We start from the raw sequence: 12065 nt of genomic DNA on the forward strand, positions 1-12065 counted from the left end.
TCCAATTAACCAATACTCAACAGCTCAAGCCACACAAGATTTAACCGCCCAATCGTCCACCATGACTCACCTCTAGGGCCAGCCTACGACCCCTACACCTATTGTGACTCAAGTAAAAAACTAGGCTTAGCGTAACCTATGCGACTCCAATGTTCAGGGCAGGCATAATAACTTGCCATTACCAGCTCTCGTAAACCTAAGTACGCCGTTTGCAACAATTGTAGATAATGAAACCGCCATGACTCTAACATGGCAACTAATTGCTGTGGCTGACGCATAATAAGCGGCGTGACACTGCCACTAACAAGCAAGAGCCCTAAACGGCTTTCAAGCTGCCCTAACAGCTCAGCCAGCTCTGACTGTTGCTCATCAGGCAAGACTTTTATTGCCTCTGAAATCGCATCTAAGGTGCGGTTAATCACCACTTCCCTTGGTTTAGCCACTTCAGGCAGCATGCCATCAAGAAATACCGGCACCAGCACGCTAAAAAGTAATCGTGAATATAAATCCTCCGCAGGAGCTTCTACCTTGTTTGGGTAAAGGTTCACCCCAAGGGCTAAAGCTGCGGTACCGACAAAGGCGCCGGTTAAAAAGGTGCGTCGCTGCATGGGCGGGCTCTCTTAAAGTTATTTTACAGTGTCATCTTATGTCTTTGTCGCAGGCAGAGCATTTATGATAGAGTGAGCTGGATTATCTTGTACCAAGTTGGACAGAAGTACCCTTTATGAATAAGCAGTTTACACCGCCTTGGTGGGCAAATAACCCACACACCCAAACCATTTTACCTTTGCTATTCAAAGTCGCAAGACCTACAACATTCAGACAAAGACAAGAGCTGGACGATGGTGATTTTATCGACCTCGATTGGCTTGGCAGTCCACAAAATGGCGACCCAATTATGGTCATCATACACGGTCTTGAAGGTAGCGCCGATTCTCATTATGCTCGCCGCATGTTACTGGCAGCCAAAGAGGCCAAATTGTGCGCCGTGGTACATCACCATAGAGGCTGTTCCGGCGAACCAAACCGCCTTGCTCGCAGCTACCACAGTGGTGACACTCAAGATTTGCACTATACCTTGCACCAGCTGAAACACTACTATCCTGAGTCGCCATTATTTGCTGTGGGCTATAGCTTAGGCGGGAACGTGTTAGCAAAATATCAGGGTGAGTTTCAAGATAAAAGCTTAATTGACCGAGCCGTGGTGATCTCCGCGCCACTGCAACTGGCGGCTTGCGCTGAAAAATTAGAACATGGTTTTTCTAAAGTATATCAAAACTTTTTACTTAAAAAATTGCGCAAAAAAATGCGTCAAAAGCTCAAAACGCCGATCATCGGCAAGCAAATGCCAATTTCTCGCTGGCAACTGAGAAAGCTGCGCACCTTTGAAGCCTTTGACGATAAAGTCACCGCACCACTACACGGTTTCACTGGCGTTGCTGACTATTATCAAAAAGCCAGTGCCCTGCCTTACCTTAAAAAAGTTTGCAAACCCACCTTAGTGATCCACGCTATGGATGATCCTTTTATGACTGCGGCTGTGATGCCACAAGAGCATGAAATGTCAGCAAATGTGAGTTATGAGGCCCATGAATTTGGTGGCCACGTGGGCTTTATCGCCGGCGGTTTTCCTTGGAAGCCAAGATTTTATCTTGAGCCTAGGGTGTTAAGTTTCTTATTACAGAGCAATCCATAATGCTAGTGCCCTATCAGGCTTTACTCGGCTTACCCAGCGACACAGTAGAAAACCTCATCAAAGAATACTTGTTCGCCCAGATTGAGGATGGCAGCTTTGGCCAATTGCAAGATGATGCCTTAAGCCATGCTATAAGCCAGTGCCGCCAAGCCCTTAAAGCGGGAGAGCTGGTCGTTGAATACAGTGAAGATGACGACTCAATTGCCATTCGTCATAAAAATCATCTATTAAGCGGCAGTTAAGCCCATTGCCTAACGCATAAGAGTGCCGTATAACTAACAGGTTATACGGCTCACTTTTAGGTAATCACATGTCAGCGAAACACCCTATCATAGCTGTCACCGGCTCCTCCGGGGCAGGCACAACCACCACAACCACGGCCTTTAATCATATTTTTAGGCAGCTTGGGATCAATGCAGCAGTTATTGAAGGTGACAGCTTTCATAACTTCACCCGCGCTGAGATGGAAGTGCTGATCCGCAAATCTAAAGCCGAAAACCAAAATTTGAGCTATTTTGGCTCCCAAGCCAATGACTTCCCGAAACTAGAAGAATGTTTTCGCACCTATGGCGAGACAGGCCAAGGATTGACGCGCAGCTACCTACACACCTTCGATGAAGCCGTGCCTTTTAATCAAATGCCAGGCACTTTTACCCAATGGCGTCCTTTACCTGAAAATACCGACATTCTTTATTATGAAGGCCTTCATGGAGGCGTGGTTACAGACGATGCCGATGTGGCCAAGCATGTAGATTTACTTATCGGCATGGTGCCGATTGTAAATTTGGAGTGGATCCAAAAGATTATTCGTGACACCTCAGAGCGAGGTCACAGCCGCGAGAAAGTCATGGGCTCTATTGTGCGCAGCATGGATGATTACATTACCCATATGACGCCGCAATTCTCCCGCACTCACATTAATTTCCAGCGAGTCCCTACAGTCGACACCTCAAACCCCTTTAGTGCCAAAGACATCCCAAGCCTTGATGAAAGCTTCGTGGTGATCCGCTTTCGCGGCATAAATAATGTCGATTTCCCTTACTATTTAAGTATGCTGCAAGGGTCGTTCATGTCTAGGGTTAATACCATGGTGGTGCCTGGTGGTAAAATGTCTTTGGCCATGGAGTTGATTTTAACGCCACTTATCAGAGATTTAATGAACAAAAAACTCGCACAGCAGTAACTGGACGAGTTTTATTTTTGTACCGATGAACTTAAAATCCGCCGTTATTTGAGCGAATCTTCAAGTGAAATGACCTCACGGTAGGCTTGCTTGTTCTGGTATTGCTGTAACCTACGTTGGAATTCATCATGGTTTGCAGGTTCAGGTTTTAGCTTAAGTGCGTTGATGGCCTTTTCTTGGGTTTGCACCGCTAATGAAAAGTCCCCTACCTCAGCGTAAGCTGCAGCTAAGTTATCTAAATTAGCCGGATCGTTTTGATTATCTTGTAACAATTGCAAAGATAACTTCACCGCCCGCGAGCCATCTCTAAATTGCGCTTCTGGGCAGGTGGCTAAAATCCACGCCACATTACCTAAAGCCACAGCATCACCCACTGCCGAAAACTGAGTCACAGCTTTACCACAATCACGATTAACCCCATTACCGCCAGAAGAGTAAATAAACCCTAAACGAAAATGCGCCCAGGTGTCGCCAGCCTGACTCAAAGCCAGATACCAACGCTCAGCAAGGGCTAAGTCACGAGGAAACAGCTTACCTTCGAAGGATAAGTCAGCCAATGCCTGCTGGGCTTTAAGGTGGCCCTGCATTGCCGCTTGCTCAACCCAATGCAGCCCAGTGTTAACATCCTTTACCACATGGCGACCTGATAAATTCATCAGCCCCAATAAAAACTGCGCTTCGGCATCTCCCTGTTGGGATTTAAGCTGAATTTGCATCAATTTAGTGGCAGCTTGAGAAGCAGGCGTTGCAGGCAAGCTAAATGCTTGGGCAGTTTGCCACACACTGGCCAGATAAAGGCTTAAGGCTAACACGGCAAATTTAGGAGAATACGTCACAACCAACCTCTGTATTTATCTAACGCTTATGAATTAAGTCTGCTTATTTTTACTGTCAACAAACTCTTGCAACATTAACCATCAACGCCATTCAATACAACAAGTAAAACAGTTTCATTGATGAAATTCGTCCATTGAGCTTGAGTAAAGTGTGACTAAACCGACAAACGCACAGCCATCCTTAAGCTAAATCCGTTTTTAAGTTGACATATTAAGTTAATAACGGAGAATCGAGCGTCCAGTTTAGTCAATTAGTATGACTCTATTAATTAAATACGATCTTGGTCAACGTTTTGCCTTGATTGATGACGTAAAATCCTTAATTAGATAATCCTTACATTCATTTTTATCGAGGTATAGACATATGGCACTGATAGGTAAGCCAAAACCGGATCCGACCTTGGAGTGGTTTCTTTCACATTGTCACATCCATAAATACCCTGCCAAAAGCACGCTTATTCATGCAGGTGAAGATTCAGACACCTTGTACTACATAGTTAAAGGTGGTGTTGCTGTCCTCATCAAAGATGAAGAAGGTAAGGAAATGATCTTATCTTATCTAAATCAAGGTGACTTCATCGGTGAGTTAGGCTTATTTGAAGAGCAAGCTGAACGTACTGCATCGGTTCGCGCTAAACAGGCATGTGAAATTGCTGAAATTTCTTACAAGAAATTTAGACAACTCATCCAAGTTAACCCTGAAATCTTAATGAAGTTAAGCTCGCAAATGGCTCACCGCTTACACAGCACTAGCCAAAAAGTGGGGGATTTAGCCTTCCTTGATGTTGCAGGCCGTATTGCACAAACCTTATTACACCTAGCGAAATTGCCTGATGCTATGACGCATCCAGATGGCATGCAAATCAAAATCACTCGCCAAGAAATTGGTCAGATTGTAGGTTGTTCTCGCGAAACAGTTGGCCGTATTTTGAAAATGCTTGAAGAGCAAAATCTTATTCAAGCTCACGGTAAAACCATAGTGGTTTACGGTACTCGCTAACGCTATAGAGTTAGCTTTAAGCCGCAGTAAAAATGGCAATGGGCTATGTTATCGACATAGTATCATTGCCATTTTTGTATCCATTTTTGAGATAGCACACATCCCTCAGCTCAAGGCTGCTAAACAGTTACCATCTAGATTCAGTTTATACAAATCCGATTAAATCTTAAATTGTTTCACTCGAACCGACAGTCGACTCGCAAGCTCAGCCAGGGATTGCCCTGTGTGCTCAACCGTTTGAGTACCACTTGAGACCTCATCGCCTAGCGCTTGGAACGTCTGCACTTGACGCTGTACTCTAGAGGCTTCTTGCTGAGCACCACTGGCAAGCTCAGCAGCTTCTTGGCTTACACTAGCAAGAGACAAAATCACCTGACGGCTTTCCTCTAAGCTATTCACCAATTGATTCGTTAGGCTGACCGATACTTGAGCCTTCTCACGATTAGAGTTCATATTGCCCACAGCACCTTGAATAGATTGGACAATTTTTTCCAGCATCTGGTTAATCTCAACCGTAGAGTGGTGAGTCCTCGATGCTAAGGTGCGCACTTCATCAGCAACGACAGCAAAGCCACGCCCCGTTTCACCGGCTCTTGCAGCTTCAATCGCGGCATTTAATGCCAACAAGTTAGTTTGTGCTGCAATATCAGCAATGGTCTTAACGACGTCAGAAACTTGATCTCCCGCGGTTTGCAGTGTCAGCAACATCTCTGAGGTTTTTTCAATGTCATTTGCCAGTTCGCCGATACTATCAGCCGTTGCGACCACACCTTGCTGACTATCAGCCATGCTCTTAGCCCCATTTTGCGCCGCTGTCGCCGCCTCCTCTGAATGACTTAAGCTTTGCTGCATGTGATCCTCCAACCTGTCCATCACAGCAACGAGTTCATTAATATTACCTTTGAGCTGCTTTACACTGTGAGTCGAAGTTGAAGAGCTATCACTTAATTGCCTAACCGCTGAATTAATGCTGTCGATAGCATCGTTCACATCCACCATGCCTTGATGAAACACCTCAATCAAGCCATTAATACTGCAGGCTACAGTGCCAATTTCAGATACTGAAGCTATAGGTAATTGCCCTTTGAGGTTACGATTCTTGGCGATTGTAATAAGCTGACTGGCTAATGATTGTATGGGGCTAGCAATTTGAGATTTGGCTAAAATATAAGCCAGTAGCGACACTATAATAGTCACGCTAACCAGTAACATGATCAATAAGGTGCTATCAGAAAGTTGCGCTTGAATTTCACCGCTGCGCTGCTCTGCACTGTTGGACACCTCTGATGAAAGACTCATCAAAGACGCTTTAAGTTTGCTGGCGCTGTCACTTAGCAAGTTAAGCTTGTCACGAGCAAGATCCCAGTCCACAGAGTTTTTTGTCATCACCTCGGCTAGCGCATCCAAGGCTACGCCTAAATCTGCTATGCCTTTATCTAAACCGCTCACCCCCAAGCCCTTAAGCTTGGCTTGCTCTGCCATAAGCACAGTCATTAATTCAGTACGTTTATCAGTAAATTCTTGACCATTTAAGGTAGTGCCGTAGAGGGAGTAGCCTATAATAACCAACTCTTTAGTGGTCATTTCAAGCTGATTAAGGCTGGTTAATGATGGTAACGTAGTAGCGATAAACGCATTGGTTTTATCATTAACACTTTCATTGCTAACGGCCAATAAGCTGGCTGCTATTAACGTCATCAGCAATAAGGTCGCATACCCCATAAAGATTTTGGCTTTTATCGAATTAAATATCTCTGACATGCTAGTTCCTTTGCAAATAAACGCGAGTAACACTAAGTGGCGGGTAAAAATAAGAAAAGATTTACTTTGGTAATACTGCTAAAGCTAATTGAAATCTAATTCTAGTCTATATGGCTAAATCTAGTTGACCGTTAGTCAGTTATTTTTATTGCAAAAATAATTACAGCAATCATTAAAAAATAAAAAAGCACAGCCTGACTTAAGTCAAACTGTGCTCTTAATTGGCATCATACTGATGTCTTGAGATTAGATAGCTAGACCTGGGCTTAAGCTTGCTGGCATGCTGACATGATCAGCTTCCATGGAGGCAACAGGATAAGCACAATAGTCAGCCGCATAAAATGCACTGGCTCTGTGATTGCCTGATGCACCTACACCGCCAAATGGCGCCGCGCCTGATGCGCCTGTAATTTGCTTGTTCCAGTTGACAATACCGGCGCGAATACGGGCTAAGAAGTAATCGTAATCATCGCGGCTATCAGCTAATAAACCAGCAGATAAACCGTAGCGGGTCGCATTCGCCAAACGAATGGCCTCATCAAAGTCGCTATAACGCACTAACTGAAGTAGTGGACCAAAATATTCTTCATCTGGTAATTCAGCGATTTGAGTGACATCAATTAGCCCAGGAGACACTATGCCTGTGCCCACTTTTACTTGTGCAAGCTCAACCAAGGACACGCCGCCTAAAGACTGCAATGTCGCCTGTGCAGCCACCATGCCACGAGCCGCAGTTTCAGAAATCATCGAGCCCATAAAAGGTTGTGGCTGACTATTCCAAGCACCGACTTTAATATTATTAACTGCAATAATTAATTGGGCAATTAACTCGTCACCTGCAGCACCTTGTTCAATATAAAGCCTGCGAGCACAAGTACAACGTTGACCCGATGAGATGTAAGCCGACTGAATAATGTCATGAACAGCAGCTTTAGTATCACTCACGCCCTTAACAATAAGCGGATTATTGCCGCCCATTTCTAAGGCTAAGATTTTGCCTGGGTGACCTGCGTATTGCTGGTGCAAAATATGGCCGGTGCGCGAGCTGCCGGTAAAGAATAAACCATCAATTTGAGGATGTGACGCTAACGCCTTCCCCGTTTCAACTTCACCTTGGACTAAATTAATCACCCCCTTAGGCAGACCGGCTTTATCCCAAAGTTTAAGCATTTCTTCAGCAACCCTTGGGGTTAACTCTGATGGCTTAAATACCACGGTATTACCAGCAAGTAGAGCTGGCACTATATGGCCATTAGGTAAGTGACCGGGGAAGTTATAAGGGCCAAATACCGCAACTACGCCGTGAGGCTTGTGACGCAGTACAGCGCGGCCTCCGGCTAGCTCGTTCGTTTCTGTGCCAGTGCGCTTGTCGTGCGCCGCCGCTGACAGTGCAATTTTGCCTATCATGGCACCGACTTCAGTGGCGGTTTCCCATTGTGGCTTGCCCGTTTCTTGGGCAATAATTTCGGCTAAATGCGCTTTATTGGCTTCAAGTTCGCTGCGATAAGCTTCAACTATGGCCAAGCGAGCTGCAAACCCAAGCATAAACCAATCAAACTGAGCTGCTCTTGCTGCATCTACCGCTTGGTTTACTTGATCGGCAGTCGCCGTCACGCCATTCCAAATACTTTCGCCATTGGCCGGATTGATTGAGCTGACCTGATGGCCAAGACCTGTAGACCACTGGCCATTAATATATTGAGTCATGTTAATTCCTTACATTGCTAGAACGCGAAGTTGGTCGCCTTCATTAAGCTTCATCACTGTGGCAATCTGTTGACTGATCACCACGCTGTCTTGGCTTTCTGTGAGTAATAATTTGGCTTGAGCTGCACGGTAATCAGCCAATAAGGTGTTGGCGATGATAAAATGCTCATCTGAATGAGGCATAGTGCCAATTTTCACTGTTACTAAGCGGCTGCGCTTCACCGCGCGAATATCGCGAAGTCCACATTCTACCGTTGGGCCAGCATCAAAAATATCCACATAATTGCGGAATTTAAACCCTTCTGCCTGCAAGAGCCTCAAGGCAGGGCGGGTGCTTTTATGCACTTCCCCTATAACTTTCTGGGCTTTTTTAGGCAACAAACTCACGTAGACTGGACTTCTTGGCATCATCTGCGCCATAAACGTCTTCTTGCCAAGGCCTGATAAATAATCGGCTTCGACAAAATCTATGCCTAAAAAGTGTTTCTGTAGCCACTCATAAAACGGTGAATCGCCGTTCTCATCGCTAACGCCACGCATTTCAGCAATAACTGTGTCACCAAAGCGCTCTGCATGTTGCGCCAAAAACAAGAAACGCGACCGTGATAACATGCGGCCATTATTGCCTTTGCGGTAGTCTTTGTTTAAAAACAAGGTACACAGCTCGGCTGCACCAGTGTAATCGTGGCATAAGGTTAAGGTTTCAATTTCATTTCGCACCGAAATCTGCTGCGAATGGTACACCTCAGTGCCTAAACGATAATGGTAGAAAGCATCTTCCATGCCCACTGCAGCTTCAATACCGCAAGTGCCTACGACCTGACCCGTTTTCGTGTCTTCTAGCACCATCAAATAGCCTTCATCAAACGGCTTATCAATTTGCTTATTAAACGATGCTTCTGCCCGGGCTATTTTTGACTTTAATAGCTCTTCATTTACAGGCAAAGAAGTAAATCCATGTCCAGAGTCTATGGCCACTTGGTAAAGGGCATCATAATCTTGGGCACAAATTGGACGTATGACTAACATCAATTTCTCCTTCATGTCACCCACAAACAAAGGGACGCTAGGCCCCTTTATTTGTTAAGCATACAAAAAAAGAGTGCAGCCTAAGCCACACTCTTTTTCTTCATTAGCCTGCCACGACTTTAGCAACGGCGCGCTCAAAGCGAGCTAAACCTTCGGCAATGTCAGCCTCAGGGATCACTAACGAAGGCGTAAATCGCACCACGTCAGCACCAGCAACTAAGCTCATTAAGCCTTCAGCTATGCTTGCCATTAAGAACTCACGGCTACGGCCCTTGTAAGCCTCGTTTAACACGGCGCCCAATAACAAGCCTTTACCACGAACTTCAGAAAACACCTGATATTTATCATTAATTTTAGCCAGACCATCACGGAATAACTGTTCACGGTGCTTAACGCCCGCTAGCACTTCTTTAGTGTTGACTACGTCTAATACTGCATTACCGATAGCGCAAGCCAATGGGTTACCGCCATAGGTTGAACCGTGAGTACCCACTTTAAGGTGTGCTGCAACTTTAGCCGTTGTTAGCATAGCTGCAATGGGGAAACCGCCACCCAAGGCTTTAGCACTGGTTAAAATGTCTGGCACTATGCCCGTTTCCATATAAGCAAATAACTCCCCAGTACGACCTACACCGGTTTGCACTTCATCAAAAATAACCAAGGCATCGTGTTTATCTGCCAAAGCACGTACCGCTTTTAAAAACTCTGGATCGCCATTAATGATGCCGCCTTCGCCTTGCAGTGGCTCAAGCATGATGGCGCAGGTTTTGTCAGATACCACAGCTTCTAATGCTTTGATGTCATTGAAAGGCACGTGAGTGATGCTTTGTGGCTTAGGGCCAAAACCGTCAGAATATGCCGCTTGGCCGCCCACAGTAACAGTAAAGAAAGTACGACCGTGGAACGCCTTATCGAAGGCGATAATTTGATCTTTATCTGCACCATGATTGTCTAATGCGTAACGACGGGCAAGTTTAAGTGCCGCTTCGTTGGCTTCTGCGCCTGAGTTGGCAAAATACACCCGCTCTGCGAATGTCGCATTCACAAGCTTAGTGGCTAATTCAAGTGCTGGCTCATTAGTCATCACATTAGATAAATGCCATAACTTCTCGCCTTGCGCTTTAAGGGCGCCAACTAAAGCTGGATGACAATGACCTAAGCAGTTAACCGCAATACCACCGGCAAAATCGACAAATTCAGTGCCTTCTTGGTCCCACACTCGGCTACCTTCACCACGAACTGGGATCACTGTGGATGGTGCATAGTTAGGCACCATAACTTCATCAAACTGGGCACGATTTAGTTTCATTTCAACGCTCATTGGATTTCATCCTTTTTGTTGTCTACAGCGATTACGCTGCTGTTTCCGCATTAGTTCATTATTAGTGTTAGTAATTAGGCGGATTCTTGTGTTGCATGGGGTTATTATTAGCAAAATGTGATCAAAATACCAGTTATTCACATTTCAACTATTCAGTTGCAGTCAATAATCTGCATAAAGATTGAATATTATTCACTTTAAACCCGCTAAGCCGTGAGATAAATAGCATAAATAGTCATAAAAAAGATATTTCAGTCTTTTTTATGCTTGAAGGCTGCAAAAGTGAATAAATAGCAAAATAGGCAGAATAAAAAACTCGTCATCGAACTTGGGATTAAAGTAAGTCCAACTTACGAAAATTGAGCCCTTTAAGACAAGCAAGCTCGCTGGAAGAAAACTCATAATAATCAAACATTAATCTTTTTTCTTGATGCTCAATCAACTTAAGTTCATCTAATAAATACACCTTAGCATAACAGCTAGCTTTAGCCACTAATGCCGCCTCTGGTGACAACTCACAAAAGTGATATTCGAGATCTAACTCCTTCAACACTTGGGTTATCGGACTATCATCAAAAGATTGCAACGTCAGCAGTTGCCAACTGTACTTTTGCCCATAATGCATCACTTGATTAAAAATCTCATTGGCTGGAAAGTCGGTGGCTAAAATAGCATCATGGACTTCCTTATCCCGACCGCGACTAGCCTCTTGTAACCAGGTTCGCCAATGCTTCTCAAACATCCGCGCACCGCAGTTTAGCACCACGGCACTGCCAAGCTGGTTTAATAAAGCACAGGTATAAACCAAGCTGACATTCTTTCCATGTAATTGGGCTAAAGTTTGCGCTGCAATCGCACTGACTATGCTGTAACGCCATAATTTACGCGCAGCCCAGAGCACATTCGCGTTACCTGAAGGCAGCCAATGTCGTAAACAAAAATACGGTACTAACAATCTGAGGTTTTCGACACCAATATAATTGAGGATCAATTTAAGATCGCTCACCTGTATATTGCCTCTAGTAGTACGGCGATGACGAGATGAGGGGCTATTGATTATTGCAGTCAGTTCATTGGCCAACCAAGTTGAATCATCAATAAGTGGCCGTAAACGGGCAAGATTGACATCTTTCGATGCCAATAAATCTAGCAATAACAGCTGCGTTTGGCTTATTCCAGAAATATCAGAGACTTTTTCTGGCCAACTTAGCTGGTGCTCCATATCTTTGCTGACAGCGTTTGACAGCTGCTCTGAGATAGCTTGATACAAAGCCTTAGCCTTAAGTTGTTTGTCCAATCTAAGCTTAATGGCAGCACGTTCAATCTCAAGCTTATTGGCAACATCATCAAGCTGAGTATCGAGCTCATCTTCCATCTTCAGCGTGGCCTTTTTGCCAACCAATAGCTGCTGATAGAGTCTAAATTCAACCTCAATAATCTTGCCAGGCTTAACGCCTCCCGCAACAGATATTGCCACCTATACTTGCCCTCTCAATACGTTAACACCAGCAATGCCAGCTAAGTCTATGCAA

11 protein-coding genes are annotated in these 12065 nt (G+C 44.9%); 4 read left to right on the plus strand and 7 right to left on the minus strand.

All coding sequences use genetic code 11. The features are described 5' to 3' along the window. Positions 1-98 precede the first annotated feature (98 nt). On the minus strand, positions 99-608 hold the full coding sequence (locus H5073_RS02740; RefSeq protein ID WP_182676739.1) for a TAT leader-containing periplasmic protein: 510 nt from the start codon (positions 606-608) through the stop codon (positions 99-101). Between the two features lie 116 nt (positions 609-724). Between H5073_RS02740 and H5073_RS02745 the strand changes: the two genes are divergently transcribed. The 3 genes from H5073_RS02745 (at position 725) to H5073_RS02755 (ending at position 2879) form a co-directional block, all read left to right on the plus strand. Further along, complete coding sequence (locus H5073_RS02745; protein ID WP_182676740.1) at positions 725-1696, plus strand: hydrolase; 972 nt, start codon at positions 725-727, stop codon at positions 1694-1696. Continuing rightward, positions 1696-1938, plus strand: a complete 243-nt coding sequence (locus H5073_RS02750; protein WP_182676742.1) for a YheU family protein — start codon at positions 1696-1698, stop codon at positions 1936-1938. Before H5073_RS02745 ends, H5073_RS02750 begins: the two co-directional genes overlap by 1 nt. Positions 1939-2006: 68 nt before the next feature. After that, positions 2007-2879 (plus strand): phosphoribulokinase, encoded by an 873-nt coding sequence (locus H5073_RS02755; protein ID WP_182676744.1) that lies wholly within the window; start codon positions 2007-2009, stop codon positions 2877-2879. 44 nt (positions 2880-2923) lie between these two features. Here H5073_RS02755 and H5073_RS02760 read toward each other — a convergent pair whose 3' ends face one another. Continuing rightward, the gene (locus H5073_RS02760; protein ID WP_182676746.1) at positions 2924-3715 is read right to left on the minus strand and encodes a tetratricopeptide repeat protein; all 792 of its coding nucleotides are present in this window, start codon (positions 3713-3715) and stop codon (positions 2924-2926) included. Between the two features lie 364 nt (positions 3716-4079). Here H5073_RS02760 and crp point away from each other — a divergent pair, with 364 nt between their 5' ends. Continuing rightward, a complete protein-coding gene (crp, locus tag H5073_RS02765; RefSeq protein ID WP_182676748.1) occupies positions 4080-4715 on the plus strand; it encodes a cAMP-activated global transcriptional regulator CRP in 636 nt (211 codons plus the stop codon). 159 nt (positions 4716-4874) lie between these two features. Here crp and H5073_RS02770 read toward each other — a convergent pair whose 3' ends face one another. The 5 genes from H5073_RS02770 to H5073_RS02790 all read right to left on the minus strand — a co-directional run bounded on the left by H5073_RS02770 (position 4875) and on the right by H5073_RS02790 (position 12010). Then, positions 4875-6476 carry a methyl-accepting chemotaxis protein gene (locus H5073_RS02770; protein ID WP_182676749.1) on the minus strand — a complete coding sequence of 534 codons (1602 nt, stop codon included), beginning with the start codon at positions 6474-6476 and terminating at the stop codon, positions 4875-4877. 246 nt (positions 6477-6722) lie between these two features. Next, positions 6723-8183, minus strand: a complete 1461-nt coding sequence (gene astD, locus H5073_RS02775; RefSeq protein ID WP_182676751.1) for a succinylglutamate-semialdehyde dehydrogenase — start codon at positions 8181-8183, stop codon at positions 6723-6725. Positions 8184-8192: 9 nt separating this feature from the next. Further along, the gene (gene astA, locus H5073_RS02780) at positions 8193-9212 is read right to left on the minus strand and encodes an arginine N-succinyltransferase (protein ID WP_182676753.1); all 1020 of its coding nucleotides are present in this window, start codon (positions 9210-9212) and stop codon (positions 8193-8195) included. 103 nt (positions 9213-9315) lie between these two features. Further along, entirely contained in the window at positions 9316-10533 is a 1218-nt protein-coding gene (locus H5073_RS02785) for an aspartate aminotransferase family protein (RefSeq protein ID WP_182676755.1), read from the minus strand. Positions 10534-10867: 334 nt separating this feature from the next. Continuing rightward, positions 10868-12010: an HDOD domain-containing protein gene (locus H5073_RS02790; RefSeq protein ID WP_182676757.1), complete on the minus strand. Its 1143-nt coding sequence runs from the start codon at positions 12008-12010 to the stop codon at positions 10868-10870. Positions 12011-12065: the final 55 nt, after the last annotated feature.

Origin of the sequence: Shewanella sp. SR44-3 (assembly GCF_014163735.1) — a bacterium.
GTDB lineage: Bacteria > Pseudomonadota > Gammaproteobacteria > Enterobacterales > Shewanellaceae > Shewanella.